Annotated in this window: 24 protein-coding genes; 14 read left to right on the top strand and 10 right to left on the bottom strand. The window is 72.6% G+C overall.

Annotated elements, in window-relative coordinates:
• Positions 1–153 precede the first annotated feature (153 nt).
• The 5 genes from AC060L_RS10770 to AC060L_RS10750 all read left to right on the top strand — a co-directional run bounded on the left by AC060L_RS10770 (position 154) and on the right by AC060L_RS10750 (position 5,378).
• Positions 154–966: an ABC transporter permease gene (locus AC060L_RS10770; RefSeq protein ID WP_483798409.1), complete on the top strand. Its 813-nt coding sequence runs from the start codon at positions 154–156 to the stop codon at positions 964–966.
• On the top strand, positions 959–1,810 hold the full coding sequence (locus AC060L_RS10765) for an ABC transporter permease (RefSeq protein ID WP_483798408.1): 852 nt from the start codon (positions 959–961) through the stop codon (positions 1,808–1,810). The genes AC060L_RS10770 and AC060L_RS10765 overlap by 8 nt, the downstream gene beginning before the upstream one ends.
• Positions 1,811–1,857: 47 nt before the next feature.
• The gene (locus AC060L_RS10760) at positions 1,858–2,817 is read left to right on the top strand and encodes an ABC transporter ATP-binding protein (protein WP_483798407.1); all 960 of its coding nucleotides are present in this window, start codon (positions 1,858–1,860) and stop codon (positions 2,815–2,817) included.
• A 111-nt stretch (positions 2,818–2,928) separates the two neighbouring features.
• Positions 2,929–4,227 (top strand): DUF445 domain-containing protein, encoded by a 1,299-nt coding sequence (locus AC060L_RS10755; RefSeq protein WP_483798406.1) that lies wholly within the window; start codon positions 2,929–2,931, stop codon positions 4,225–4,227.
• Between the two features lie 80 nt (positions 4,228–4,307).
• Positions 4,308–5,378, top strand: a complete 1,071-nt coding sequence (locus AC060L_RS10750) for an adenosine deaminase (RefSeq protein ID WP_483798499.1) — start codon at positions 4,308–4,310, stop codon at positions 5,376–5,378.
• Here the strand turns inward: AC060L_RS10750 and AC060L_RS10745 are convergent.
• Together AC060L_RS10745 and AC060L_RS10740 are read right to left on the bottom strand one after the other, a co-directional pair.
• A complete protein-coding gene (locus AC060L_RS10745) occupies positions 5,351–6,100 on the bottom strand; it encodes a YidC/Oxa1 family membrane protein insertase (protein WP_483798405.1) in 750 nt (249 codons plus the stop codon). The two genes, AC060L_RS10750 and AC060L_RS10745, sit on opposite strands and share 28 nt — an antisense overlap.
• 72 nt (positions 6,101–6,172) lie before the next feature.
• The gene (locus AC060L_RS10740) at positions 6,173–6,469 is read right to left on the bottom strand and encodes a DUF6412 domain-containing protein (protein ID WP_483798404.1); all 297 of its coding nucleotides are present in this window, start codon (positions 6,467–6,469) and stop codon (positions 6,173–6,175) included.
• 107 nt (positions 6,470–6,576) lie between these two features.
• Between AC060L_RS10740 and AC060L_RS10735 the strand changes: the two genes are divergently transcribed.
• Together AC060L_RS10735 and AC060L_RS10730 are read left to right on the top strand one after the other, a co-directional pair.
• Positions 6,577–6,855, top strand: a complete 279-nt coding sequence (locus AC060L_RS10735; RefSeq protein WP_483798403.1) for a type II toxin-antitoxin system Phd/YefM family antitoxin — start codon at positions 6,577–6,579, stop codon at positions 6,853–6,855.
• A complete protein-coding gene (locus AC060L_RS10730) occupies positions 6,821–7,252 on the top strand; it encodes a PIN domain-containing protein (protein ID WP_483798402.1) in 432 nt (143 codons plus the stop codon). The genes AC060L_RS10735 and AC060L_RS10730 overlap by 35 nt, the downstream gene beginning before the upstream one ends.
• A gap of 7 nt (positions 7,253–7,259) precedes the next feature.
• Here the strand turns inward: AC060L_RS10730 and AC060L_RS10725 are convergent, their stop codons facing one another.
• Positions 7,260–8,330, bottom strand: coding sequence for a Gfo/Idh/MocA family oxidoreductase (locus AC060L_RS10725; RefSeq protein WP_483798401.1), 1,071 nt, complete (start codon positions 8,328–8,330; stop codon positions 7,260–7,262).
• Between the two features lie 180 nt (positions 8,331–8,510).
• On the opposite strand from AC060L_RS10725, the gene AC060L_RS10720 reads away from it, so the two are divergent.
• The 4 genes from AC060L_RS10720 (at position 8,511) to AC060L_RS10705 (ending at position 12,287) form a co-directional block, all read left to right on the top strand.
• Positions 8,511–9,290: an HAD-IIA family hydrolase gene (locus AC060L_RS10720; protein ID WP_483798400.1), complete on the top strand. Its 780-nt coding sequence runs from the start codon at positions 8,511–8,513 to the stop codon at positions 9,288–9,290.
• A gap of 148 nt (positions 9,291–9,438) precedes the next feature.
• Positions 9,439–10,110: a uracil-DNA glycosylase gene (locus AC060L_RS10715; RefSeq protein ID WP_483798498.1), complete on the top strand. Its 672-nt coding sequence runs from the start codon at positions 9,439–9,441 to the stop codon at positions 10,108–10,110.
• Between the two features lie 115 nt (positions 10,111–10,225).
• A complete protein-coding gene (locus tag AC060L_RS10710; RefSeq protein WP_483798399.1) occupies positions 10,226–11,263 on the top strand; it encodes a glycoside hydrolase family 6 protein in 1,038 nt (345 codons plus the stop codon).
• 139 nt (positions 11,264–11,402) lie between these two features.
• The gene (locus AC060L_RS10705; protein ID WP_483798398.1) at positions 11,403–12,287 is read left to right on the top strand and encodes an alpha/beta hydrolase; all 885 of its coding nucleotides are present in this window, start codon (positions 11,403–11,405) and stop codon (positions 12,285–12,287) included.
• 111 nt (positions 12,288–12,398) lie between these two features.
• Here AC060L_RS10705 and AC060L_RS10700 read toward each other — a convergent pair whose 3' ends face one another.
• The 3 genes from AC060L_RS10700 to AC060L_RS10690 all read right to left on the bottom strand — a co-directional run bounded on the left by AC060L_RS10700 (position 12,399) and on the right by AC060L_RS10690 (position 16,489).
• Positions 12,399–13,712: a polysaccharide deacetylase family protein gene (locus AC060L_RS10700; RefSeq protein ID WP_483798397.1), complete on the bottom strand. Its 1,314-nt coding sequence runs from the start codon at positions 13,710–13,712 to the stop codon at positions 12,399–12,401.
• A 335-nt stretch (positions 13,713–14,047) separates the two neighbouring features.
• Entirely contained in the window at positions 14,048–14,665 is a 618-nt protein-coding gene (locus AC060L_RS10695; protein ID WP_483798396.1) for a DedA family protein, read from the bottom strand.
• 507 nt (positions 14,666–15,172) lie between these two features.
• Positions 15,173–16,489, bottom strand: coding sequence for a multidrug effflux MFS transporter (locus tag AC060L_RS10690; protein WP_483798395.1), 1,317 nt, complete (start codon positions 16,487–16,489; stop codon positions 15,173–15,175).
• A gap of 86 nt (positions 16,490–16,575) precedes the next feature.
• Here AC060L_RS10690 and AC060L_RS10685 point away from each other — a divergent pair, with 86 nt between their 5' ends.
• Positions 16,576–17,655: an LLM class flavin-dependent oxidoreductase gene (locus AC060L_RS10685; protein WP_483798394.1), complete on the top strand. Its 1,080-nt coding sequence runs from the start codon at positions 16,576–16,578 to the stop codon at positions 17,653–17,655.
• Between the two features lie 158 nt (positions 17,656–17,813).
• Complete coding sequence (locus tag AC060L_RS10680) at positions 17,814–20,339, top strand: ricin-type beta-trefoil lectin domain protein (RefSeq protein ID WP_483798393.1); 2,526 nt, start codon at positions 17,814–17,816, stop codon at positions 20,337–20,339.
• 102 nt (positions 20,340–20,441) lie between these two features.
• Here AC060L_RS10680 and AC060L_RS10675 read toward each other — a convergent pair whose 3' ends face one another.
• From AC060L_RS10675 to AC060L_RS10665, 3 genes are all read right to left on the bottom strand, one after another.
• A complete protein-coding gene (locus AC060L_RS10675) occupies positions 20,442–22,418 on the bottom strand; it encodes a putative bifunctional diguanylate cyclase/phosphodiesterase (RefSeq protein ID WP_483798392.1) in 1,977 nt (658 codons plus the stop codon).
• A gap of 281 nt (positions 22,419–22,699) precedes the next feature.
• Complete coding sequence (locus tag AC060L_RS10670; RefSeq protein WP_483798391.1) at positions 22,700–23,125, bottom strand: OsmC family protein; 426 nt, start codon at positions 23,123–23,125, stop codon at positions 22,700–22,702.
• Positions 23,126–23,222: 97 nt separating this feature from the next.
• Positions 23,223–24,002, bottom strand: coding sequence for a VOC family protein (locus AC060L_RS10665; RefSeq protein ID WP_483798390.1), 780 nt, complete (start codon positions 24,000–24,002; stop codon positions 23,223–23,225).
• A 251-nt stretch (positions 24,003–24,253) separates the two neighbouring features.
• Between AC060L_RS10665 and AC060L_RS10660 the strand changes: the two genes are divergently transcribed.
• Positions 24,254–24,616 (top strand): chorismate mutase, encoded by a 363-nt coding sequence (locus tag AC060L_RS10660; protein WP_483798389.1) that lies wholly within the window; start codon positions 24,254–24,256, stop codon positions 24,614–24,616.
• A gap of 99 nt (positions 24,617–24,715) precedes the next feature.
• Here the strand turns inward: AC060L_RS10660 and AC060L_RS10655 are convergent, their stop codons facing one another.
• The gene (locus AC060L_RS10655; protein WP_483798388.1) at positions 24,716–26,167 is read right to left on the bottom strand and encodes an MFS transporter; all 1,452 of its coding nucleotides are present in this window, start codon (positions 26,165–26,167) and stop codon (positions 24,716–24,718) included.
• Positions 26,168–26,257: the final 90 nt, after the last annotated feature.

The following is a 26,257-nucleotide window of genomic DNA, read 5'->3' as shown; positions in this document are numbered from 1 at the left end:
ACAACCTCATAGCCGATCAGCCCCGACCGCGCCCGGACCCCCCGGGTCCGCCGGTCGGGGCTCGTCGGCGCGCTCGGCGCGCGTGCGGGAATCCTGCACGCCCTGCTTCCGGTCACCGTCAGCTGGTCATAAATGTCGATAAGGAGATAATCGATGAAGCACTCGGCCGGGCTCTACCTGGCCATCACGCGCGGCGCGTTCCGCCGCTACTCGACCTACCGCGCGGCCACCCTCTCCGGTGCCTTCACCAACAGCGTCTTCGGCGCCATCCTGGCCGCCACCTTCCTGGCCCTGTGGCGGGCCCGGCCCGGGCTCGGCGGCTACGACACCCGCCAGGCGGTCACCTACATCTGGGTCAGCCAGGCGCTGCTGGTCGTCGTCGCATCCTGGGGCGGCGGCTTCCAGGACGAGGTGCAGGCGCGCTTCCGCACCGGCGACATCGCCGTCGATCTCTACCGCCCGGTGGACTTCCAGGGCTGGTGGCTGGCCACCGACCTGGGCCGCGCGGGCTTCCAGCTGATCACCCGCGGCGGCGTGCCGCTGGCCGTCGGCGTGCTGCTGTTCGGGGCGCGGCTGCCGCACAGCCCGGCCACCTGGCCGTTCTTCCTGGTCTCGGTGCTGCTCGCGGTGGTGGTCAGCTTCGGGCTGCGGTTCCTGGTCTCGCTCACCGGCTTCTGGCTGCACGACTCGGACGGGGTGCGGGCGCTGGCGGTCGTCGTCTCGATGTTCCTCTCCGGGATGCTGCTGCCGCTCACGCTCTTCCCGTCCTGGCTCGGCACGGCGGCCCGGGCGCTGCCGTGGGCGGCGATGGTGCAGCTGCCGTGCGACGTCTTCCTGGAGCGCCACCCGGGCCGCGGTGTGCTCGACGAGCTCGGGTTCCAACTGCTCTGGGCGGTGCTGCTGTTCGGCGCCGGGCGGATCGGGCTGCGGCTCGCCACCCGGAAGGTGGTGGTCCAGGGTGGCTGAGTCGTCCCTGAACCTCGCGGCGGTGAGCCTGCCGGGCCGGCTCCGGTGGGCGGTGACGTCCTGGCGGCTGTCGGCCGCGATGTGGATGCGCGCCGCGTTCGCCTACCGGGTCTCCTTCGTCCTGATGTCCGTGGCCAGCCTGCTGATCACCGGACTCGACTTCGTCGTCCTGCTGCTGATGTTCCACCAGGCACGCCGGATCGGCGGCTGGAGCCTGCCCGAGGTCGGTCTGCTGTACGGCACCTCGGGGCTCTCGATCGGCCTGGCCGACTTCCTGGTCGGCAGCGTGGACTCGCTCGGCGACCGGATCCGGGCCGGCACGCTGGACGTGCTGCTGATCCGCCCGGCGCCGACGCTGTCCATGGTCTGCGCCGAGCGCTTCTCGCTGCGCCGGCTCGGGCGCCCGGCGCAGGCGCTCGCGGTGCTGGTCTGGTCGCTGCACGCGCTGCCGGTGCGGTGGAGCTGGGGCAAGGCGCTGCTGCTCGGCTCGATGCCGGTGTGCGGCGCGGTGATCTTCGCCGCGCTCTTCGTCGGGGGCTCGACGCTCCAGTTCTGGTGGGGCGAGGCGAAGGAGGTGCAGAACTCCTTCACGTACGGCGGCGCGACGCTGCTGCAGTACCCGCCGAGCATCTTCGCCAAGGACCTGCTGCTCGGGGCGACCTTCGGGATCCCGCTCGCCTTCGTCAACTGGCTGCCCGCGCTGCACGTCCTCGGCCGGCCCGACCCGCTCGGGTTGCCGGCCGCGTTCCAGTACGCCGGGCCGGTCGCGGCGGCCCTGTCCGTGCTGGCCGCCGGGCTGGCCTGGCGGGCGGGGCTGCGGGCCTACCGCGGCACCGGCAGCTGATCGACCATCGGAATCGGAAGGCCCACAGAATCGGAAGGGGCAGGGACATGGCACTGATCGAACTCGACGAGGTGTCGCGGACCTTCGTGATCCGCACGAAGACGGGCCGGCTGCGCCGGGAGCGGCGCGAGGTGCGCGCCGTGGACCGGCTGAGCTTCACCATCGACGCGGGGGAGTGCGTCGGCTACATCGGCCCGAACGGCGCGGGCAAGTCCACCACGATCAAGATGCTCACCGGGATCCTGGTGCCGAGCAGCGGCCGGCTGCGGGTCGCCGGAGTGGACCCGGCACGGGAGCGGGTCGCGCTGGCCCGGCGGATCGGCGTGGTCTTCGGGCAGCGCACCACGCTCTGGTGGGACCTCCCGCTGCGCGACTCCTACGAGCTGGCCCGCCGGCTCTACCGGGTCCCGCCGGCCAGGTTCGCGGTCAACTTCGAGCGCTGCGTCGAGCTGCTGGAGCTCGGCCCGCTGCTCGACACACCGGTGCGCCAGCTCTCGCTCGGCCAGCGGATGCGCGGCGACCTGGCCGCGGCGCTGCTGCACGACCCGCAGGTGCTCTACCTGGACGAGCCGACCATCGGCCTGGACGTGCTCAGCAAGAACCGGGTGCGGGAGTTCCTGCGCGAGGTGAACGCCTCCGGCACCACCGTGCTGCTGACCACACATGACCTGACCGACATCGAGCAGCTGTGCGGGCGGGTGATGGTGATCGACCACGGCCGGGTCGTCTACGACGGCGGCCTGCCGGAGCTGCACGCGGCGGGCGAGAGCGAGCGCACGCTGGTGGTGGACCTGGTGCGGGCCGAGGCGCCGATCGAGGTGCCGGGCGCGCGGGTGGTCAGGGTGGAGGGCGCCCGGCAGTGGCTGGCGTTCCCGGCCGAGCGCAGCGCGGCGCCGATCGTGGCCGCGGTCGCCGAGCGGTACCCGCTGCAGGACCTCTCGGTGCGCGAACCGGTGATCGAGGACGTGATCGCCCGGATGTACGCGGGGGCGACGGTCAGCCAGTAGGCGATGTCCTGCCGGGCGCCGGACCAGCCGGGTGTCGGGCCGGCCGGATACCAGGGGAAAACCGGGGGCGGGCGGCGCCGTAAATGAGATCAGATCAGTAACACTGGTCCAGTGGAGAGCGAGCACACGGCCGCGCCGACCGCCCCCGGGGTCCGGTTCACCGCCGCAGACGAGCAGAAACGCCGCGGTGTGCGGCGGATGAAGACGATCGCGACCGGCCTGCTGGCCTTCGCGACCCTGGTCTACGCGCTGGCCACCTGGGCCGGCTCGGCCGGCTGGGGCAGCTGGACGGGCTACGTCTCGGCGGCCGCCGAGGCCGGCATGGTCGGCGCGCTCGCCGACTGGTTCGCCGTCACCGCGCTGTTCCGCCGGCCGTTCGGCCTGCCGATCCCGCACACCGCGATCATCCCGACGAAGAAGGACGCGTTCGGCCGCTCGCTCGGCGACTTCGTCGGTGAGAACTTCCTCTCCGCGCACGTGGTGCGCAGCCGGCTGGCCGCGCTCGGCATCGCCCGCCGGCTCGGCGAGTGGCTGGCCGCCCCCGGCAACGCCGAGCGGGTCACCAGCGAGGCGGCCGCCGCGCTGCGCGGGGTGCTCGCGGTGCTGCGGGACGAGGACGTGCAGGCGGTGGTCGCCGAGGCGGTCACCCGGCGGGCGGCCCAGGTGCAGGTCGCCGAGCCGATCGGCCGGTTGCTCGGCAAGGTGGTCGCTGACGGCGGCCACCACGGCGTCGTCGACCTGGTCACCGTGCGCGCGCACGACTGGCTGGAGCAGCACCACGGCGACGTGGTCGACAAGGTCGCCATAAAGTCGCCCGGCTGGACGCCGAAGTTCATCGACCACCAGGTCGGCGAGCGGGTCTACAAGGAGCTGATGCGCTTCGTCACCGCGATCCGCGACGACCCGCACCACCCGGCCCGCGGCGCGGTGGACACCTTCCTCGCCGACTTCGCGGTCGAGCTGCAGACCGACCCGGCCACCAAGGAGCGGGTCGAGCGGGCGAAGGCCGACCTGCTGGCCCGCGGCGAGGTGCAGGACCTGATCGCCTCCTCCTGGGGCGCGGTGCGCACGCTGGTGCTCGGCGCCGCCGAGGACGAGCAGAGCGAGCTGCGCCGCCGGATCCGCGACGGGCTGCGCTCGTTCGGCGCCCGGCTGGCCACCGACGAGCGCCTGCAGGCGAAGACCGACCGCTGGCTGCAGGACGCCGCGCAGTACGTGGTGGAGACGTACCGGACCGAGATCACCTCGCTGATCTCGGACACGGTGGCGGGCTGGGACGCCGACGACGCCTCGCGCAAGATCGAGGCCAACGTCGGCCGCGACCTGCAGTTCATCCGGATCAACGGCACGGTCGTCGGCGCGCTGGCCGGCCTGCTGATCCACACGGTCTCGACCGCGCTCGGCAGCTGACCAAGGCTGACCAGGGCTGACCGGGGCTGTGCGGCGGCTCACTGCGGCTGGCTGCGGCCGACCGCGGCGCTCGTGCCATGATGCGAAGTCTGTCTAGCCGGACGTACAAGGAGAAGAAGATGTCGCGCGGGATCGAGGCGTTCATCGCCGGTCTGCCGAAGGCCGAACTGCACGTGCACCACGTCGGGTCCGCCTCACCGCGGGTGGTGGCCGCACTCGCCGCCCGGTACGAGGGGCAGTCCGCGGTGCCGGCCGACCCGGCCGCGCTCGCCGAGTACTTCACGTTCACCGACTTCGCGCACTTCATCCAGGTGTACCTCTCGGTGGTGGACCTGGTCCGCGACGCCGAGGACGTCCGGGCGCTGACCTACGGCGTCGCCGAGGACATGGCCCGCCAGCAGATCCGCTACGCCGAGCTGACCGTCACGCCGTACAGCTCGGTGCGCCGCGGGATCCCGGACGTCGCGTTCATGGAGGCGATCGAGGACGCCCGCAAGTGCGCCGAGCGGGACTTCGGCGTCGTGCTGCGCTGGTGCTTCGACATCCCCGGCGAGGCCGGTCTGGTGTCCGCCGAGGAGACCGCCCGGCTCGCGCTGGAGGTCGGCGCCGACGGCCTGGTCAGCTTCGGCCTCGGCGGCCCGGAGATCGGCGTGCCGCGCCCGCAGTTCAAGCCGTACTTCGACCGGGCCCGGGCGGCCGGCCTGCACAGCGTCCCGCACGCGGGCGAGTCGACCGGCCCGCAGACGGTCTGGGACGCGATCCGCGACCTGGGCGCCGAGCGGATCGGGCACGGCACGCAGTCGTACCTGGACCCGGCGCTGATGGACTACCTCGGCGAGCACCGGATCCCGCTGGAGGTCTGCCCGACCTCGAACCTGGCCACCCGGGTGGTCGAGCGGCTGGAGGAGCACCCGATCAAGCGCTTCGCCGACGCCGGTCTGCTGGTCACGGTGAACAGCGACGACCCGCCGATGTTCGGCACCGACCTGAACACCGAGTACAAGGTCGCCGCCGAGCTGCTCGGGCTGGACGAGGCGGGCATCGCCGGCCTGGCCAGGAACGCGGTCGAGGCCTCGTTCCTGGACCAGGCCGGCAAGGCCCGGATCAACGGCGAGATCGACGCCTACCTGGCCGGCTGGTTGCGCGGCTGAGTCCTCGGCGCGGGCTGGGCCGGCTGGGCCGGCTGCACCGGGGCGGCGTCCCGGTGCAGCCAGGCCCGCTCGGCCGCGCTCCAGACGCCGGTGGTGAGCAGGTAGAGCGCGGCGGCGAGCGGGACCAGCGCCGCGAACAGCACCGTGCCGAACGACAGGTACGGCATCAGCGCGCCGCCCGGCTGCTGCTGCGGCGCGGCCGCCATCGCCGCCCGGGTCCGGCGGAACGTCAGGTGTCCGACCCCGGCCAGCGCCGCGTACAGCGCGCCGAAGACGGCGAGCTGGGCCGGGCCGTGCGCGCCGCCGACGTGGAGGCCGAGCGGGACCCCGAACAGCGTGTGGTGCAGCAGGTCGTTCGGCCGGCCCTGCACGGTCGGCAGGGTGAAGAGCCGGTACATGATCGAGAAGAACGGCAGCTGCACCAGCATCGGCAGGCAGCCGGCGAAGGGTGAGGCCTGCTCGGCCTTGTAGAGCTCGGCCATGGCCGCCTGGAGCTGCTCCGGGCGGCCCTTGTGCTTGCGCTGCAGCTCGGCGATCTGCGGGGCGAGCCGGGCGCGGCTCTTCTCTCCGCGGGCGCTGGCCCGGGCCAGCGGGTGCAGGGCCAGGCGCACGCAGATCGTGAAGAGCACGATCGCCGCGGCGGCCGGGACGAACTGGGTGAAGGCGGCGACGGCGCCGTGCGCGAGGCCGACGGCGGGGTCGAAGATCGAGAAGATGGACATGCGGGGTGAGCCCTCCGGCGTCTACGGGAATGTGAGACGGCGGACGGCCGCGTAAAGCGGTGCAGGGGTTGGTTACGCGGCCGCCAGGGCCGCGCCCGGCGCCCTGGGCCGGCGGCGCCCCCGGGCGTCCGGATCACGCTGCGGCAGGAACGCGGTGCGGAAGGCGCGCCGGCGCAGCGTCCCGTCCCGTACGGCCTGCGGGGCCCGTGCGCCGAGCAGCCGGGCGAGCACGAAGGTCCCGGTGGCCACCCCGGCCAGCAGCACGAGGGTGGCGGCCGCGGCGAGCGCGGTCAGGCTGGGAGCGTCGGCAGCGAGCAGCTGGCCGGTCACCAACTGGAGCAGGCCGAGCAGCAGTGCGAACGGATGCACGGGCGGGCCTCCTCGGGGAACGTTCTGTCGATCGTACGACGCCCCGGGTCTTTTTCGGCATGGCGCTCGGCGTAGCACAGCGTGTCCTGCATGGCTACCATTGAGGTATGAAGACGATTACTCAGCGCGAGTTCCGCAACAGCTCCGCTGCGGTGATGGACGCAGTCGAGGCGGGCGAGACCTTTCACATCACGCGCAACGGGGTAGAGGTTGCCGAGCTGCGGCCGCTGGCGCGACGCCGGCGCCTGAGCGCCGAGGAACTGGTGGCCCTGCACGCCCGACTGCCGCGGGTGGACTATGCGGAGATGCGACGGGAAGCCGACGAGTTCTTCGGGTCCGAGGACCGGATCGGTGACGACGACCCGTTCGAGCGCCGCCGTGGCTGAGCGCCGCGACTCAGGCGTGCTGGACACCTGCACGTACATCGATCTGGACCTGCTCGACCCGGCGAGCCTGCCGCGCTACCCGGAGCTGACCGCGATCAGCCTGGCGGAGCTGCAGCAGGGTGTGGCCATGGCCAAGAACCCGGTTGCTCGGGCCGGGCGACTGGAGAAGCTCGGCGCGGCCGTCGCCGGCTTCGATCCGCTGCCGTTCGATGGCGCGGCCGCGGCCCGGTACGGGACGCTGGTCTCCCTGACCATCGCGGCGGGGCGCGATCCGCGACCCCGCCGGATGGATCTGATGATCGCTGCCACCGCGTCGGCGCATGGGCTGCCGCTCTTCACCCGCAATGCCGCCGACTTCCGCGGGCTGGCGGCGGCGGTCGAGATCATCGCGATCTGAGCGACCGTCATCCAAGCGAGACCGCCTTTCCCGTGGCGGCCGAGTGGCGGGCGGCTTCCAGGACGGTCAGGGTGGCGACGGCGTCCTCGGGGGTGACCGGGGGCGGGGTGCCGGTGGTGAGGGCGTGGGCGAGGGCGGCGTAGAAGGCGGGGTAGTCGCCGGGGTCGGTGGGGATGGGGGCGGCGTCCTCGTCGGTGCCCAGGGTGCCGCTCTGGGAGAGCGACTCGACGCCCCAGGGCAGGCCGTCGTCGGGGCGGCGGCCGGCGCGCAGGTCGGCCTCCTGCGGGTCCATGCCGTACTTGACGTAGCCGGCCCGGTCGCCGAGGACGCGCAGCCGGGGGCCGGCGAGCGGTGCGATCGCGCTGGTCCAGAGGTGGGAGCGGGTGCCGTCGGCGTGGGTGAGGGCGAGGAACGCGTCGTCGTCGACGACCGCGCCGTCGCGGCGGGTGTCGATCTCGGCGTAGACGGTGAGGGCCGGGCCGAAGAGCGTGAGCGCCTGATCGACCAGGTGGCTGCCCAGGTCGTACAGCGTGCCGCCGGCCTCGGCGGGGTCGGCCAGCTCGCGCCAGCCGGCCTTCGGCTTGGGCCGGAACCGCTCGAAGCGGGACTCGAAGCGGTGCACCCGGCCGAGCGCGCCGCTGTCGATCAGCCGACGGGCCGTCAGGAAGTCGTTGTCCCAGCGGCGGTTCTGGAAGACGGTGAGCAGGCAGGAGCGGGCCTCGGCCAGGCCGCAGAGCGCCGCGGCCTCGGCGGCGGTGGCGGCCAGCGGCTTGTCCACCACGGTGGCCAGGCCCGCGGTCAGCGCGGCCCGGGCGAGCGGGACGTGCGTGCGGTTCGGCGAGGCGATCACGACCAGGTCGTACGCGTCGGCCTCGGCGAAGACCTGCTCGGGGGTGTCCAGCGCGCGGGCCGCCGGGTGCTCCTCGGCCAGTTGGGCGCGCCGCTCGGGGTTGGCGGTGACCACCGCGTCCAGCCGCAGGCCGGGGGTGGTGGCGATCAGCGGGGCGTGGAAGGCGGCGCCGGCCAGGCCGTAGCCGATCAGCGCGACGCGGTAAGGGGCGGGGGAGGCGGCGGTCATGCCGTCCACTCCATCACGGAATCCGGCGGTCCGGTAAGAGAGACGCGCTGCCCGGCCGGGGCGGACGGCGATTAGGCTGGGGCCCGTTGGGGCAGCCAGAGGCGCTCCGGCCGGCCGCCGATGTCCGGTTCGGTGCATTCATCCGTTCAGAACCATCGCAAGACTTCGGGAGACACGTACGTGGCAGAGCGCAAGCCCATCGAGTCCTGGCTGACCGACATGGACGGGGTCCTCATCCACGAGGGCACGCCGATCCCCGGTGCCGACGAGTTCATCCGCCGCCTCCGCGAGTCCGGCAAGCCGTTCCTGGTCCTCACCAACAACTCCATCTACACCCCGCGCGACCTCGCCGCCCGGCTCTCCGGCATGGGTCTGGAGGTCCCCGAGGAGTGCATCTGGACCTCGGCGCTGGCCACCGCGAAGTTCCTCGCCGGGCAGCGCCCGGGCGGCACCGCGTACGTGATCGGCGAGGCGGGCCTGACCACCGCGCTCTACCAGGTCGGCTACGTGCTGACGGACAGTAACCCGGACTACGTGGTGCTCGGCGAGACCCGCACCTACAGCTTCGAGGCGCTGACCAAGGCGATCCGGCTGATCAACAACGGTGCCCGGTTCATCTGCACGAACCCGGACGAGACCGGGCCCTCGCCCGAGGGCGTGCTGCCGGCCACCGGCTCGGTCGCGGCGCTGATCACCAAGGCGACCGGCGTGGAACCGTACTTCGTCGGCAAGCCGAACCCGCTGATGATGCGTGAGGCGCTGAACACCGCCGGGGCGCACTCGGAGAGCGCCGTGATGATCGGCGACCGGATGGACACCGACATGGTGGCCGGCATGGAAGCCGGGATGGAGACCATCCTGGTGCTCACCGGGCTGACCGCGGCCGAGGAGATCGACCGGTTCCCGTACCGGCCGACCCGGGTGGTCGCCTCGATCGCGGATCTGATCGAGCTGGTCTGAACCCGTCGCAGGTGAGGTGCGGAGGTTGTCGGTCCCGGTGTGTAGCGTGCGGCAGGTAAGAAACCGGGCTGTTGGAAGGTTTGACGTGGTGTCCGAGGTCGCAGAGTTGTCCACCGAGAGCACACCGGATGCGGTGGAGTCGGAGTTCGTGCTGCCGGAGTCCTGGCGCGAGGTGCTCGCCGGGGAGGTGGCGCAGCCGTACTTCGAGAAGCTGTCCGCCTTCGTCGAGGCCGAGCGGGCCGAGCACCAGGTCTTCCCGCCGCGCGGGCAGGTCTTCTCCGCGCTGGCGGCGACCGGGTACCGGGACGTGCGCGTGCTGGTGCTCGGTCAGGACCCCTACCACGACGACGGCCAGGCGCACGGGATGAGCTTCTCGGTGCTGCCCGGGACCAAGACCCCGCCCTCGCTGCGCAACATCTTCAAGGAGCTGGGCACCGACCTCGGCGTGCCCACGCCGGACAACGGCTACCTGATGCCGTGGGCGGAGCAGGGCGTGCTGCTGCTCAACGCGGTGCTCACGGTGCGTGCGCACGAGGCCAACTCGCACAAGGCCAAGGGCTGGGAGAAGTTCACCGATGCGGTGATCCGGGCGGTCAGCGACCGGGCCGAGCCGTGCGTCTTCGTGCTCTGGGGCAACTACGCGAAGAAGAAGCTGCCGCTGATCGACACCACCCGGCACGCCGTGGTGCAGGGGGCGCACCCCTCGCCGCTGTCGGCCAGGCTGTTCCTGGGCAGCAAGCCGTTCTCGCAGATCAACGAGGCGCTGGCCGGCTTCGGTGGCGAGCCGGTGGACTGGGCGATCCCGAACCTGGCGAAGTAGCCCCCAGGCAGCCGCCGTCGGCCGGCAGGGCGGGCCGCGCGGACGTCCGGCTCGCGCTCCTGTGCGAAGCTGGGCCCGACCGTATGGCGGGTGGAAGGGCCTTCTGGTGCGTCGGATGGCGGGCAACGGAGTCATGCTGGGTGTCGCGACCGTGGCGGGCGCCCTGCTGCTGACACTCGTGGTGGCTGCCGGCTGCGGCGGACCGGCCGCGGTCGGGCAGCAGGCTCCGGACCGGGCCCCGACCGCTGCGCAGCCCGTCAACGCGTCGGACGTCGCGGCGAGTTCGCCGTTCTACGTCTCCGGGCAGAGCGCGGCGGCCCGGCAGCTCGCGCAGGCGGTCGGCGGCGGCCGTACGGCGGACGCCGCGCGGCTGCGCCGGATCGCCGAGCAGCCGAGCGCCCAGTGGCTGACCGGCGGCGACGCGCAGGCGGTCGCCGAGCAGACCACGCGGCAGGCGGCCGCGGCCGGGCGGACCGCGCTGCTGGTCGCCTACGACATACCGCACCGCGACTGCGGCAGCTTCTCGTCGGGCGGCGCCGCCGACGCGGCCGCCTACCGCTCCTGGATCGACGGGCTCGGCGCCGGGATCGCGGACCGCCCGGCCTGGGTCGTGCTGGAGCCGGACGCCGTCGCGCACGCCGTGGAGGGCTGCGGCGTGCAGGGCGCCGCCGTGACCGAGCGGTTCGGCCTGCTCGCCTACGCCATCACGGAGTTGAAGAAGCATCCGAACGTCCGGGTCTACCTGGACGCGGGCAACGCCGGCTGGCTGAAGGACGCGAGCGGACTGATCGTCGCGCTCCGCCTGGCCGGTGTCGCGGCGGCCGACGGGTTCGCCGTCAACGTCTCCAACTTCTTCACCACCGCCGACAGTTCGCGCTACGGCTCGGAGCTCTCGGCGGCCCTGGGCGGCAAGCACTTCGTGATCGACACCAGCCGCAACGGCAACGGCCCGCTCGCCGACGACGCCTGGTGCAACCCGAAGGGGCGGGCACTCGGCGCGGCGCCGACCACCCGGACGGACGACCCGCTGGACGACGCGTACCTGTGGGTGAAGGATCCGGGCGAGTCGGACGGCGACTGCGGGCGCGGTGAACCGGCGGCGGGCACGTTCTGGCTGCCGTACGCGCTGGGCCTGGCGGGCGCGGCGCGCTAGGGCCTGTCGTCGGACAGGCGTGGCGGCGGCGCCCATGGGGTGCGCGTGCGGCACGGTGTCCGGGCACATGTCCGGCCCGGTCGGCCCGGCGTACGGTGGGAGCCCCCCTGAGCCCCCGAGCCGGAAGGCGGCAGTGCCGATGCAGGAGTTCCAGGTGTCCGTCCCCGGTGGCGAGTTGGCGGTGCTCCGCTGGCCCGCCGCCGACCCGCAGGCGCCGACCGTGCTCGCGGTGCACGGGGTCACGGCGAACGCGCTGGCCTGGGGTGCGGTCGCGCAGGAGCTGGCCGGGCGGGTCACGCTGGTGGCGCCGGACCTGCGCGGGCGCGCGGGGAGTGCGGCGCTGCCCGGCCCGTACGGCTTCGGGCAGCACGCGCAGGACGTCGCGGTGCTGCTGGAGTCGCTCGGACTCGCCGGTCCGGTGCTGGTCGCGGGCCACTCGATGGGCGCCTGGGTGACGGCGCTGCTGGCCGTCCGCTACCCGCAACTGGTCAGCCGGGTCCTGCTGGTGGACGGTGCGGTCAGCTTCCCGCTGCCCGAGGGCGTGGCGCCGGGCGACGCGCTCGCGGCGGTGCTCGGCCCGGCGCTGGCCCGGCTGTCGATGACCTTCCCCGACAAGGCCGCCTACCGGGCGTTCTGGGCCGCCCATCCGGCCTGGCCGGGCCTGCGCGAGGACGCGATGATCCGCTACGTCGAGCGCGATCTGGCCGGCCGGGAGCCGCAGTTGCGGTCCTCCTGCGTGCCGGCGGCGATCGAGCGGGACGGCGGCGAGGCGCTGCTGGAGACGCCGGAGGCGACGGCGGTGCGCCGGCTGCCGTGCGAGGGCGAGCTGCTCTGGGCCGACCGGGGGCTGCTGAACCAGGTGCCCGGTCTCTACGACGAACAGCGGCTGGCGGCAACGGGGTTGGCCGAGGCGACCGCGGGGCGGCTGACGTTCCGGCGGGTGCCGGACAGCAACCACTACTCGATCCTCCTCGGGGCGGCGGGCGCGGCGACGGTGGCCGAGCGGATCCTCGCGGCGGTGTAGGGCCTGTCCGGCGGGGCCGGACGGGCAACTGCCCGTCCGGCCCCGGTCCTTGCTTGCCTCGGCCACCGCTTGCTCCGGCCGCTGCTTGCCCCGGTCAGCGAATGGCTTCGGTCAGGCGGACGGCGAGGCGGCGCCGCTCGCGCCGCCCGCGTTGGCGGCGCCGCCCGCGGCGCCCATGAAGGTCTCCCAGCCGGCGCTCGGCGCCTGGCCGATGCCCAGCGTGCGGAGCTGGCGCAGCGTGGACTCGTCCTGCACCTCCAGCCACTCCACCAGCTGGCGGAACGAGACCAGCCGCACCTCGGGCTTGTCCGCGATCGCCTTGATGGTGGCCTCGACGGCGTCCATGTAGATGCCGCCGTTCCACTGCTCGAAGTGGTTGCCGACGAAGAACGGCGCCCGGTTGCCGTTGTAGGCCCGGTTGAAGCCGGCCAGGTAGGAGGCGGCGGCCGCGTCACGCCACTCGTTGAACTTGCCCGGGTCGCCCTTGGGGTTGCCGTTCGACTGGTTGGCCATGATGTTGTAGTCCATCGAGAGGACCTCCCAGGTGTGGCCCGGGTAGGGGATGGACTGCAGCGGGAAGTTCCAGATCTTGCCGTCCTGGACCTTCTGCGGCCAGACCTGCTTCTCGCCCGGCGAGCTGGCGTCGTACTTCCAGCCGAGTGCGGCGGCGGTCGGGAGCAGGCCCTTCTGCCCGTCGAGGCAGGGGGTGCGGCCGCCGATCAGCTCCTTCTTGTAGTCGAAGGGCAGCGCGGGCACATCGGTGAAGCCGGTGTTCGTCTTCCACTGGGTCACGAACGAGACGGCCTGGTCGATCTCGCTCTGCCAGTCGGCCGGCGCCCACTTGTTGACGCCGTTGTGGTCGGGGCGGGTCGAGCAGAAGTGGCCGTTGAAGTGGGTGCCTATCTCGTGCCCGTCCAGCCACGCCTGGCTGATCATCTTGATCGTGTTCTTTATCGCGTTGTCGGACAGGTAGGGGATGTCCGAGGCGCCGACGCTGTGCAGCGGCGGGTGGTACAGGTCCTTCTTGGCGCCCGGCAGCGTGTATATGCCGGAGAGGAAGAACGTGAAGGTCGCCTTGTGGTCCTGGGCGAGCTTGAGGAAACGGGCGAACTGGCCGTCGTCGGTGGCGCCCGCGCCGTCCCAGGAGAAGACCACGAACTGCGGGGGGCGCTCGCCCGGCTTGAGCTTCTCGGCCTTCGGCTGGTTCGGCTGCGGCCCGGTGTCGGAGGTCGAGCCGTCGCCGATCAGGGTCACCTTGCCGGTCGGGGTGGCGGCGGGCGTCGCCGCGCCGGCGGGCGCGGTCGGGGTGCCGGCTGCGGTGTTGCTGGACGGATGGGCGCTTTCGCTACCGCACGCGGTGAGGGCCCCCAGGGCCGCGGTGGCCGCCGTGGCGCTCAACACGGTCCTGCGCGAGATGCTGCTCATCGTCTCCCCAGCCAGGTCGAGCCCGGCGGTCCCGCGGGCGGGCGGGAGGGCCGGGCGAATTAAGGCATTTGATCAGTTTTTCATCATCAGGATGTCATGCCCGCTCGGTTGGATTCCAGGGGGCTCTCAGACTTCCTGCACACTGCCCAGGACGGCCTCATGGGGGCGATCGGCTGCACGCGCCGGTGCACTGTTGCAGTCCTGAGACAGAGACCGGCCGAACGGCGGGGGTCGCTCGGCGGGATTGACGCGCCGGCACCGGAATCGGCTTACTGGAGGGGATCGGACGGGGTCCGACGCTACGGCCGGGGAGGCGAAGTCCGCTACTGCTGGGACTAGTTGGCGCCGTTGGGCACCATGGCCGCGAACTTGCGGTTGCGGCGGACCAGTCGGGCCACGGCCGCGCTGATCGAGGTGGCCGCCGCGCAGGAGACGGCGAGGCTGAGCCAGGTGGTGTTGAACCAGTGGCTGTTCAGCCAGCCGAGCGTGACTATGTACGTGGCCCAGACCATCGCGGCCAGCGCGGACCAGCGCAGGAAGCGCCGGTCATGGTGCGGCGAGTGGCCCATCGCCAGGTCCAGCACGGTCCGGCCGCCCGGCACGAAGCGCGCGACGATCACCACGGCGGCCGCGGTCCGGCTGGTTCGCCCGTCCAGCGACTGCTGGACCCGGCGCACGCTGGCGGCCAGCTTCGGGCGGCCTTCGAGGCGTCGGCGCACCAGCGAGGCGCCCCGGCGGGCCAGCGAGAGCAGCAGCACGTCGCCGAGGAACGAGGCGAGCGCGACCGCGGCGGCCAGCAGTAGCGGAGCGCCGTCGATCCGGGAGGTCTTCAGGACGGCCAGGATCACCAGTGTGCCGCTCGGCAGGAACGGCAGGAACGCGTCGCCCAGCACGGCCGCGACGGCCAGCACGCAGAGCCAGGACGATGAACCGGCAAGTGCCGCGATACCCATGAGACCTCCCTCCGGACCGCCCGGAGAGGTCAGGTGGTTCAGGGCTCCCACGCTATCTGCTCGGTATGAGAGGTAACTAAGCGCCCCCTGTGCGAAGCGTTCGACGCGGGTGGCCCCGGGATCCGGCCCGAAACGCACCTGAGCCCCCACGACGGGGTGACCGCCGTGGGGGCTCACGTGCGTCGCCGGAACTTGTCGGTCCGATCGGCGTCGCTGAGGAGTGCGGCGCTGGTAGGCGCCCCCGCACTGGCTCCGAGTCTGCCGGAACCGGGGCGGGTGGCGCGAGATCGTCTTCTGGCGAGATCCGGCGATGGCGTGATCCCGCCACTGCGGAGAGTAGTCGCGGCGCCGGTGGGTTGCACGGAGGGTGAGGACCGGCCGGCCGGGCCCGTAGTTTGCTTCGTCGGGTCGCCGGGAGTGGTCTGCGAGGTCGCTGTGGGTGGTCTGCGGGATCGCTGGGTGGGTTCCGTGGGATCGGTGGCGGCGGTCCGTCAGGTTCGCGGTGGGTCAGGTCCGCAGCGGGTCGGGCACGCGCTGCCACGGCCGGCAGAGCAGCAGGAAGGAGGCGAGCGCCGCGAGCGACATGCCGAGGATCACCACCGACATCGGCAGCGCGCTGGCGTGCCCGCCGAGCCCGACCAGCGCCGGCGCGACCGCCCCGGTCAGGAACTGCACGGTGCCGAGCAGCGCGGAGGCGGTGCCGGCCGCGTGCGGTGCGCGCTGGAGCGCCAGCGCCGAACTCGGTGGTGACACGGTGCCGAGCGCGGCGGCCATCGCGAACAGTCCGACGGTGATCCCGATCAGCCCCGCGTGCCACACGGTGCACATCAGCACCAGCGCCACCCCGGACAGCGTGAGCCCCAGCACGCCGGCCAACTGGATCCGGTGCGAGCCGAACCGCCCGAGCAGCAGTCGCCCGGTCACCTGCGCCATGCCCGCCAGACCGGTTTCGACCAGTGCGAAGAGCAGGCTGTAGCTCTGCGCCGAGCCGTGGAAGACCTCCTGCACGACGTACGGCGACCCGGCGATGAACGCGAACAGCGCGCCGAAGCCGAACGCCACCGCGAGCAGGTAGCCGCTGAACAGCCGGTCGGCGAGCAGCTCGCGCGCGGTCCGCACGGTGTCCGGCAGCCCGCCGGCGCGCCGCCGCTCCGGCGGCAGCGTCTCGCGGATCCGCAGCACGGCCGTGACCAGGATCACCACGCCGAGCCCGGCCAGCACCGTGAACACCCCGCGCCAGGAGGTGAGCCGCAGCACCTGCCCGCCCAGGATCGGTGCCAGCAGCGGCGCCGTGCCGGAGACCAGCAGCAGCGTGGAGGCGAACCGGGCCGCCGCCAGGCCGTCGAACAGGTCGCGCACCACGGCCCGGGAGATGACGATCCCGGCCGCGCCCGAGAGCCCCTGCACCACCCGGCAGACGATCAGCACCCGGACGTCCGGCGCGAGCGCGCAGCAGAGCGTGGAGAGCACGTACAGCACCAGGCCGACCAGCAGCGGCCGGCGCCGCCCGAGCGCGTCGCTGAGCGGCCCGGCGACCAGCTGCCCGAGCGCCAGACCGACCAGACAGGCCGTCAGCGTGAGCTGGACCAGCGCGTCGGAGGTGTGCAGGCCGGCGGTGATCCGGGGCAGCGACGGGAGGTACATGTCCATCGAGAGCGGCGCCAGCGCACTCAGCGAGCCGAGCACCAGGATCAGTGCCAGGCCGATCCGCTGCGGCTGGTTCTGCGGCTGGTTCTGCGGTTGCCGGGCCGACGGCTCGCGAGCGGGAACGGCTCCGGGGGCGGGGACGGCGGCGGTCGCGGCTATCGGGGAGGTGTCGGGCACCGACCCACCGTAAGTCCTGGGGGTGGCCGGGAGAACCGGGCGGCCGTTCGGGAACAGAGCGACGGGCCCGGCTGTTGTCCCCACTCGTGCAGACACGTGACGACATCCGCGGGACGATCCGTGGCGCCGCCCCCGCGCCGCTCTCCATCCTCGACCTCGCCCCCGTCGGCGTGGGTCACACCGCGGCCGAGGCGCTGACCGCGACCACCGAGCTGGCCCGCAGCGCCGAGCAGTGGGGTTACCACCGCTTCTGGGTGGCCGAGCACCACGGCATGCCCGGGGTGGCCAGCTCGACCCCCGCCGTGCTGATCGCCCACCTCGCGGCGCACACCAGCACGCTGCGGCTCGGCTCCGGCGGCGTGATGCTGCCCAACCACGCGCCGCTCGCGATCGCCGAGCAGTTCGGGCTGTTGGAGGCACTGCACCCGGGCCGGATCGACCTGGGCCTCGGCCGGGCGCCCGGCACCGACCCGGCCACCGCCCGCGCGCTGCGCCGCGGCGCCACCAGCGACGGCGAGGACTTCCCCGAGCAGCTCGCCGAGCTGACCCACTTCCTGGACGGCGCCTTCCCGGACGGCCACCCCTACGGCCGGCTCGCGGCGGTGCCCGCCGGCCCCGAGCGCCCGCCGATCTGGCTGCTCGGCTCCTCCGGCTTCAGCGCCCAGCTGGCCGGCCGGCTCGGCCTGCCGTTCGCCTTCGCGCACCACTTCAGCGCCGTCAACACGATGCCCGCGCTGGAGCTGTACCGGTCCAGCTTCCGGCCCTCGGCCGTGCTCGACGAGCCGTACGCGCTGATCGGCGTCAGCGCCGTCGCGGTCGCCCAGGGCGGCGAGCCGGCGGCCCGCCGGCTGGCCCGCACCTCGGCGCTCGGCATGCTCCGCCTCCGCCAGGGCCGCCCCGGCCCGATCCCGACGCCCGAGCAGGCCGACGCCTACGAGTACACCCCGGCCGAGGCGGACTTCATCGACTCCTGGCTGGCCAACGTGGTGCTCGGCGAACCCGACCAGGTCGCCTTCGGCCTGGAGGACCTCCGCAAGCGCACCGGCGCCGACGAGCTGATGGTCACCTCGCACATCCACGGCCACCGGGCCAGGCACGACTCCTACGGTCTGATCGCCCAGGCGTACGGCCTGACGGCTGGTCAGGACGCTGCCGGGCCGCAGTAGGGAGCCCATCCAACGCATTGCTGCGTACGCCATCCGAGGACTACGATCCGTCCCCGGAGCCCCAGGACTTCAGCTGCCGTCCAGGGGTCCGACCCCGGTCGAGTGCGGCGAGTGCCGGTGCATCCGCCGCACTTCACGCATTCCCGGGGAGGGAACCCATGACGGATCGCACCCACACGCCTCGCCGAAGACTGACCCTGCTGACCCGCCACCTCGCGGTCGTCACCGCAGTGGCGACCATCGGCACCGGCCTCGCGGCCACCGCGTACGCCGACACCAAGCCCGCCGCCGCTGCGGCGGGCTCTGCCGTCGGGGTGCCCGGCGACCTCGACGGTGACGGCGTCCCGGACATCACGCTGCAGGGCGCACTCCCCGAGGGCAGCGCGGACCTGCTGACGATCTCCATGGCCCACGGCCCGCAGGACATCTCCGCGAAGTCCCCGGACGGCCAGCCCTGGTCCAGCTACCTCGTCACGCATCACGGCAGCCTGACCGGCTCGCACACCGACGACCTCTTCGCGTTGAGCACGACGGCGAAGAAGCTCTACCTGGACCCGAACGACGCCAACTACGGCGGCACACCCGGGTACTTCAGCCACCCCGAGCACGCGGCCACGATCGCCAAGCCCGCCTGCGTCGCGCCCGCCGACTGCGCCGGCTACGACCCGACCTGGAACAGCACCAGCCAGATCGTGGCGACCGACGGCATCCGCAACAGCGACGGCATGCCCGACCTGATCACGGTCGAGGGCGGCCGGCTCTGGTACTACCCGGGCAAGGCCGGCAGCCTGCTCGGCAACCCCGTGCCGCTCGGCACCGGCGACTGGACCAACACCACGATCGTCGCGCCCGGTCAGGTCGCCGGCGTCCCGACGATCTGGGCCCGGGACAAGGGGAGCCTGGCGATCGGCACCCGCTCGTTCGGCTTCAACCAGGACGGCACCGCCGCCGCACCGGTCGCCGCTCCCGCCTCCGTCCACCTGGGCACCGCGGCGCTCCTGCCCGACGGCAGCCACCCGTGCTTCGGCGCCGGCGGCTGGTCGCTGGGGATCGAGGCGAAGGGCTGCGGTACGGAGACCGACACCCAGTGGACCTTCGGCACCGACGGCACGATCCGTTCGTTCGGCGAGTGCCTGGACTCCACCTCCGCCGATGCGCAGGGTTCGACGAACGGCGGGATGCTCCGCGGCAAGTGCAGCGGGAGCATCCACCAGCAGTGGAGCGAAGGCCCGGGCGGGGCCCTGGTGGACAAGGCCTCGGGCCGGTGCCTGACCAGCGTCCTCGGTGCCTTCCAGACCTACGGGCTCCAGCTGGCTTCCTGCAACGGCGCTGCCGAGCAGACCTTCGGTGCGATGAACGGTGCGAAGCTCGGCCCGCTCCCGACTCCGGAGCCGGTGCTGGCACTGAGCTTCTCCGGCGACCACTGGTACGACAACAGCTGGCCGAACACCATCGCCACCGCGGGCGACGCCGGCGGCGCCGGTGTCCCCGACCTGTTCAATATCGACGTCTCCACCTCGGAGTACCCGGGGCGTCCGGCCGTCAACGGCGTCGCGCAATTCGGCTCGGAGGTGCCACTGGGCTACACCGGCGGCCGGTCGTCGCAGCTCGTCAGCTCCGGTGCGTACCGGCTGGGCAACGACGAAGTCATCTACTCGGCCTGCGCGAAGCTGGCTCTGCAGGACGGAAACCTGGTCCTGACCAAGCTGAAGTCCGGCCAGGTCCTCTGGTCCAGCAACACCGCCGGTCACTCGGACGCCTATGCGCTGATGCAGAAGGACGGCAACTTCGTCCTGTACGACTACAACCAGGGACCGCTCTGGTCCACCAACACCTGGTCCGCTGATCCCAACATCGGGACCAGCTCACTGACCCTCCAGGACGACTGCAACCTGGTGCTGCAGGTCAATGGCACCCCCGTCTGGTCCACGCACACGTATGACCCCGCGTACGACACCATCGGCAAGCCGGTGGGCTCGGGCGCGACGCTGCACGCCGGTGACAGCCTCGCCATCAAGACCGGCCACCTGGACATGCAGGCCGACGGCAATCTCGTCCTCTACTCCGCGCTGACCGGTCACGCGCTGTGGAACACGTACACCGCCGGCCACCCCGGGGCGTACGCCACCATGCAGGCCGACGGCAACTTCGTGGTCTACGACGCCGCGAACCGTCCGCTCTGGTCGACGAACACCCAGGGCAACCCCGGCGGCCACTTCGTCCTCCAGAACGACCGCGAGCTGGTCGTCGAGGACGCCAACGGCAAGGCCGTCTGGCAGCTCTACAGCACGCAGTACCGCGACATCGGCAACAGCGCCGTCTGCTGCCAGCTCTTCACCGGGACCGTCTTCCACGCCGGCGACTACCTCTACGGCCCCAGCGACCAACTCAACCCGCCGCGCACCCGGCTGGTGATGCAGGCCGACGGGAACCTGGTGCTCTACCTGGTCCGGACCGGTCAGCCGATCTGGGCGACCGGCACCAACAACCACCCCGGCGCCTACGTCTCGATGCAGGCCGACGGCAACCTCGTCGTCTACGGGCCCGCCGGCAACCCGATCTGGGCCAGCAACACCGCGGGCAACCCCGGTGCCCACGCGTTCCTCCAGTACGACAAGAACTTCGTGATCTACGACCTGGACGGCAAGGCCCTCTGGTCCACCAACACGCAGTGGTACAGCTGACAGGTCACTCGCACGGCTTCTGAACGCCCTGTGCCCGGCCCCTCGCCCGTTCGCGTGGGGGCCGGGCACAGCCGTGTTCGACGGCTCGATAGCTCGACGGCGCTACGGCCGTGCCGGGCTGATCCGGCCCTCGCGCAGTATTCCGGCGACCAGGGCGGCCTCGCCGGGGCGGGCGAAGTACCAGCCCTGGGCGGTGTCGCAGCCGGTCAGGCGCAGGCGTTCGGCCTGGGCGGCGCTCTCGATGCCCTCGGCGGTGACGGTCAGGCCGAGGTCGTGGGCGAGGCGGACCATGGCACCGACGATCTGTTCGTCCGCCTCGCTGCGCCGGGAGCGCGGTTCGGGGCGGCCGAGCGGGGCCGGGTCGCGGAAGCCCTCGATGAAGGTGCCGTCCAGTTTCAGGGCGTGCACCGGGAGTCGGGAGAGGTAGGCGAGGTTGGAGTAGCCGGTGCCGAAGTCGTCGATGGCGATCCGCACGCCCATGTCCGCCAGGGCCTGCAGCGCTTGCAGCGGTCGGCCGCTCGGGCCGAGCACGGCGCTCTCGGTCAGCTCCAGTTGGAGCAGCCGGGCCGGCAGGCCGGTGCGCTCCAGCACCTCGGCGACGTCGGCGACCACGTCGGAGTCCCAGACCTGACGGGCCGCCAGGTTGACGCTGACGAAGGCCTCGGTGTCCGGGAACTCGGCGAGCCAGCCGCGGGCCTGGCGGCAGGACTCCTCCAGCACCCACTTGCCGAGCGGCACGATCGCGCCGGACTCCTCGGCGAGCGGAATGAAGCGGTCCGGTGAGAGCGTGCCGAACCGCGGGTGGCGCCAGCGGACCAGGGCCTCGGCGCCGTGCACGGTGCCGTCCGCGAGGCCGACCAGCGGTTGGTACTCGACGGTGAACTCGCGGCGCTCCAGGGCCGGGCGCAGCGCGGTGGTGAGCAGCCGGCGGGTCAGCTGGTGGGCGCCGCGGTCGCGGTCGTAGAGCGTCCAGCGAGCCCGGCCGTCGGCCTTGGACCAGTAGAGCGTGGCGTCGGCGTCCTTCACCAGGTCGGTCGGGGTGGTGCTGGTGACGGGCCGCTCGACCACGCCGACGCTCGCGGTGACGACCAGCCGGTTGCCGGAGACGTCGAACGGGCGCTCCAGCGCGGTGAGCACCTCGGCGGCCAGCGTGGTGAGTTGCTGCGGGCCGGAGCTGTCGGTGACCAGTACGGCGAACTCGTCGCCGCCCAGTCGGGCCACCAGTCGCTGCTCGGTGGCGAACCGGCGCTGCAGGCGGGAGGCGACGGCGGTCAGCAGCTGGTCGCCGATGTGGTGGCCGAGCGTGTCGTTGATCGCGGCGAAGCCGTCCAGATCGAGGTAGCAGACGCCGACCCGGCGCACGGTCAGTGCGGTGAGGGCGTCGCCCGGTTTGGGCTGGGTGCCCTCCAGGCAGGCCGCGTTGAGCCGTTCGAAGAAGAAGGCGCGGTTCGGCAGCCGGGTCAGCGGATCGTGCAGTGCCTGGTACGCGAGGCGGTCGCCGAGCCGGCGCTGCTCGGTGACGTCCTCGAACATGGCGAGGGTGTAGCAGGGGCGGCCCGTGTCGTCGCGGATCAGCGAGAGCGTGACCTTGCTCCAGACCTCGCGGCCCTCGCGGTGGTTGAGCTGCTTGTCCACCACCAGCCGGTCGTGGACGCCGGTCACCAGCGCGCGGTAGAGCCGGCGCGAGCTCTCCTCGGGCTGGATGACCTCGTGGATGTGGGCGTGGACCAGGTCCTGCACCTCGCGGCCGATCATGGTGGCGATGGCCGGGTTGGCCTCGATCACCCGGTCGTCGGTGTCGATCAGCAGCATGCCGATGCCCGCGACGGCGAAGGCGGCCCGGAACCGGGAGTCGCCGGCCTGCGGCTCGCAGGCCCCGGTGGCGCTCGGGTGGGTGCTCCCGTTGGTACTGCCGTTGGTGCTGCCGTCGGCTGCTCGCTCGGCGGTGAGCAGGGAGGAGCAGCTGGGGCAGGGGACCGGGGTGGTGATGCTGGGACTCGGGACCGCGGCGGCGTGGCCCGGCTCCTCGCGCCGCACGCCGTGGTCCCGTGCGTCGGCCCCCTCGTTCCGGCCTCGCACGGCTGGCTCCCGTCCGCTGCTTGACGATCGTCCTGCGCCGCTGCCGGCGACGGCTGCCGCCGGCCGGGTGGTGGCGGGCGCTGCGGCGTCTGTCGTGAGCAGGGCACTCGGGCCGATCATAGGGCGCCGGGCGAAGCACGGGACACAGCCGTCAGGGTGAATCGCCGCGTTTCGGGGTGGCTGACGGCGGTAACGACTACGCCCCCGGCGCGCACCATTCGGTGCGCGCCGGGGGCGTGCGTGTTACGGCCTGCGCCCGAGTCGGCTCGGACAGGTTCGGCTCAGACCAGTTCGGCGGAGAGCGTGATGGTGGTGCCGGCCAGCGCCTGGCTCACCGGGCAGTTCTTCTTGGCGTCCTCGGCGGCCGCCGCGAAGCCCTCGGCGTCCAGGCCGGGGACCTCGGCGCGCGCGGTCAGGTGGATGCCGGTGATGCCCTCACCCGGCTGGAAGGTGACCTCGGCCTTCACGTCCAGGCGGGTGGGCGGGGTGCCGGCGCCGGCCAGGCCGTGCGAGAGGGCCATCGAGAAGCAGGACGAGTGGGCGCCCGCGATCAGCTCCTCCGGGCTGGTCTTGCCGTTCGCCTGCTCGGCGCGGGACGGCCAGGAGACCGGGTAGTCACCGATGCCGGACGAGTCGAAGCTGACAACGCCCGATCCCTGGAGGAGATTGCCCTCCCAGACGGTGTGCGCGGTGCGAGTAGTAGCCACGATCGGTACCTCCTGATGCACGTGAAGACTGTCGGTATGTCAGTTCCGGTCATGCGGGCATGCGGGCCCCAGCCTACGGGGGCCACGCCCGAATCGCTCAGGGCAGCTGACAGAAAGTCACCTTGGCACCGCCGGGGTCGCTGCACGGCACCACGCGGCCGTACGGCGAGTCGAACGGCTCGCGCAGCACGCGGCCGCCGAGCCCCTCGACCTGCTCCGCCGCGTGCTCCGCGTCGGGCACCGCGAAGTACGTCGCCCAGTAGGGCCGGGCCACCGCGGTCCGGTAGCGGCCGCAGACCGGCAGGCCGGCCGAGCCGGGCAGGCTCCAGGCCGTGTAGTCGAAGCCGCGGCCGTCGCCGATCTGCTTCTGCTGGTAGTCGAAGAGCTCGGCGAAGAACGCGTCCGAGCGCTCGCCGTCCGGCGTGGCCAGCTCGTGCCAGCACATCGCGCCCACCTCGCCGTAGACCGCCGCGCCCGGGTGGCCGCCCGGCTGCCAGAGCCCGAACGCGCCGCCGGCCGGGTCGAAACCGAACGCGAGACGTCCGGCGCCGGGCACCTCGTGCGGCCCGAACACCGGTGTGCCGCCGGCCGCCGCGATCCGCCGGTAGACCGGCTCCAGCTCCTGGGTGGCCAGGTAGACGTTCCAGGTGGCGGGCAGCTTCTCCCAGCCGTCCGCCATGGCCGCCGCGGGCGGCAGCATCCCGGCCACCGGGCGGCCGTCCAGCAGGCACATCGTGTAGCCGTTGTGGGCCGGGCCCAGCTGCTCGAACTCCCAGCCCAGGAGCGGACCGTAGAAGTCCTGGGCGTCGAGCGGGTCGGGGCAGGTGAGGTCGGTCCAGCAAGGGGCGCCGTCGGGGTAGGAGTCGCGCACGGGCATGGGTCTGCGGCCTTTCCGGGGGGTATGAGGGGGATGCTGCCGTCCGGGCCAGAATCCGGCCGCCGTTCACGGTCCGCAACCGCAGCGTGGCAGATGGTTTCCGCCGTGCCTCGGTCGGGGATCCCGGGTCACGCCGTCCCGGATCGCTGTCCAGATGTCGGACGATCACCGCAATTGGGGCGATCCGGCGGGGTGCCTCCTGTTACTGTCCTCGGGATTCCCCAGGCCAGCCGCCGAACCGGAGCAGACTGATGTCCGAGCAGCCCCCGACTGACCTCACCCCCGAGATGGACGGGGTGGCCCCCGCCGTCCGGGCCGAGCTGGCCGGACTGCGCCAGAGCATCGACAACATCGACGCCGCCGTGGTCCACATGCTCGCCGAGCGCTTCAAGGCCACCCAGCGCGTCGGCCGCCTGAAGGCCGAGCACAAGCTCCCCGCCGCCGACCCGGCCCGCGAGCGCACCCAGATCACCCGGCTGCGCGAGCTGGCGGCGGGGGCGCACCTGGATCCGGTGTTCGCGGAGAAGTTCCTCAACTTCATCATCGCCGAGGTGATCCGCCACCACGAGGCGATCGCCCACGACGCGGGGAACGACAGGGACGGGCTGGCCTGACGGGCTGATGGCCGTTCAGCACAGAAGCCGTCCCCACCTGGCGCCAGGCCAGGTGGGGACGGCTTCTGTGCTGAACCGCTTCTGTGCTGAACCGCCTGCTCAGCGCGCCGGTGCGACCGCGTCCGCGGGTGCCGGGCCGGGGGTCGGTGCGGCCTGGGTGTGGACGGGGGCCGGCGAGCGGCGGACCAGGGCGAGGACCAGGACGCCGGCGACCAGGCCGGTGCAGCCGGCGATCAGGAAGACCCGTTCCAGGCCGGCCGCGAAGGCGGCGTGCAGGTCGGGGCGGCCGGCGGCGTGCGCGGTGAAGTCCTTGAGCCGGTTCTGGAAGACCGTGCCGAGCAGGGCGATGCCCAGCGCGTAGCCGAGCTGGCGCCCGGTGTTGATCGCGCCGCTCGCCATGCCGGCGCGCTCGCGCGGCACCGAGGCCAGCGCGGTGGACATCAGCATCGGTGTCGACATGCCGACCCCGATGCCGACCACCAGCAGCCCGGGCAGCAGCACGGTCCAGGTGGAGTGCGCCGAGACCAGGCCGAGCAGCAGCGTGCCGCCGCCGATCAGCAGCAGGCCGATCCCGATCGGCAGCTGCGGCGCCACCCGGTGCAGCGCCTTGCCGCTGACCAGCGCGACCAGGAACGCGGCCAGTGCCATCGGGCAGACCGCGAGGCCGGACATCAGCGGGCTGAGGTCGAGCACCTGCTGGAGCCAGAGCGAGGTGTACGTGAGCTCGGCGAAGGCCGCGGCGCTGAGCAGCAGGCCGCCGAGGGTGAGGCCGAGGAAGGTGCGGTTGCGCAGCAGTGAGAGGTCCAGCAGCGGGTGGCTGTGCCGCAGTTCGATGACGGCGAAGACGGCGAGCGCGAGCACGCCGACCGCGATCGAGCCGAGCACCAGCGCGCTGCCCCAGCCCTTGTCGCCGCTCTCGATCAGCCCGTAGGTGAGCGCCCCGGCGAAGACGGTGAACGCGAGCGCGCCGGCCAGGTCGAGGCGGCCGCGGGCGACGCCGGTGCCGACCTTGAGGTACCCGAGCGTCATGCCGACCGCCACCGCGGCGACCGGCACGTTGACGAAGAAGATCGCGCGCCAGCCGAACTGGTCGGTGAGCAGACCGCCGAGCACCGGGCCGATCGCGGCCGCGGCGCCGTTGACCGCGCCCCAGACGCCGAACGCGGTGCCGCGGTCCCGGCCGTGGTACGAGGCGTTCAGCAGCGCGGTGGTGGAGGTCATCATCGCGGCGCCGCCGATGCCCTGCGCCGCGCGCGAGGCGATCAGCGTGGCGGCGTTCGGTGCGAGGCCGCAGACCAGCGAGGCGACGGCGAAGACGACGAGCCCGGTCAGGTAGAGCCGGCGGTGGCCGAGCCGGTCGCCGAGCGAGCCGAACGCCATCAGCAGCGCGGCGAGCGTCAGCGCGTAGATGTCCACCACCCACTGCAGGGAGGTGAAGGAGGAGTGCAGGTCGGTGGCCATCTTCGGCAGCGCGACGTTCACGATGCTGACGTCGACCAGCAGCATGAACGCCCCGAGCGAGATGGCTACCAGGGGTATCCATTTGCGCACAGCGGACTCCGGGAGGAGAGGGGAAGGATTTCGACCTCCGTACTTTCGCTCGATGGGTGCCGAATCGTTCAGCCACTTAACGGGTTCCGG

This window comes from Kitasatospora sp. NEAU-69, assembly GCF_057158765.1.
The sequence above is the reverse complement of the archived record's forward strand: the minus strand, read 5'-3'. Positions and strand labels throughout refer to the sequence as shown.

What these genes read in the sequence shown, in the direction of transcription:
- AC060L_RS10770 (WP_483798409.1), top strand. Translation starts at nt 154, where the DNA reads ATGAAGCACTCGGCCGGGCTCTACCTGGCCATCACGCGCGGCGCGTTC.
- AC060L_RS10760 (WP_483798407.1), top strand. Translation starts at nt 1,858, where the DNA reads ATGGCACTGATCGAACTCGACGAGGTGTCGCGGACCTTCGTGATCCGC.
- AC060L_RS10750 (WP_483798499.1), top strand. Translation starts at nt 4,308, where the DNA reads ATGCGAAGTCTGTCTAGCCGGACGTACAAGGAGAAGAAGATGTCGCGC.
- AC060L_RS10745 (WP_483798405.1), bottom strand. Translation starts at nt 6,100, where the DNA reads ATGTCCATCTTCTCGATCTTCGACCCCGCCGTCGGCCTCGCGCACGGC.
- AC060L_RS10735 (WP_483798403.1), top strand. Translation starts at nt 6,577, where the DNA reads ATGAAGACGATTACTCAGCGCGAGTTCCGCAACAGCTCCGCTGCGGTG.
- AC060L_RS10725 (WP_483798401.1), bottom strand. Translation starts at nt 8,330, where the DNA reads ATGACCGCCGCCTCCCCCGCCCCTTACCGCGTCGCGCTGATCGGCTAC.
- AC060L_RS10710 (WP_483798399.1), top strand. Translation starts at nt 10,226, where the DNA reads ATGGCGGGCAACGGAGTCATGCTGGGTGTCGCGACCGTGGCGGGCGCC.
- AC060L_RS10705 (WP_483798398.1), top strand. Translation starts at nt 11,403, where the DNA reads ATGCAGGAGTTCCAGGTGTCCGTCCCCGGTGGCGAGTTGGCGGTGCTC.
- AC060L_RS10700 (WP_483798397.1), bottom strand. Translation starts at nt 13,712, where the DNA reads ATGAGCAGCATCTCGCGCAGGACCGTGTTGAGCGCCACGGCGGCCACC.
- AC060L_RS10695 (WP_483798396.1), bottom strand. Translation starts at nt 14,665, where the DNA reads ATGGGTATCGCGGCACTTGCCGGTTCATCGTCCTGGCTCTGCGTGCTG.
- AC060L_RS10680 (WP_483798393.1), top strand. Translation starts at nt 17,814, where the DNA reads ATGACGGATCGCACCCACACGCCTCGCCGAAGACTGACCCTGCTGACC.
- AC060L_RS10665 (WP_483798390.1), bottom strand. Translation starts at nt 24,002, where the DNA reads ATGCCCGTGCGCGACTCCTACCCCGACGGCGCCCCTTGCTGGACCGAC.
- AC060L_RS10660 (WP_483798389.1), top strand. Translation starts at nt 24,254, where the DNA reads ATGTCCGAGCAGCCCCCGACTGACCTCACCCCCGAGATGGACGGGGTG.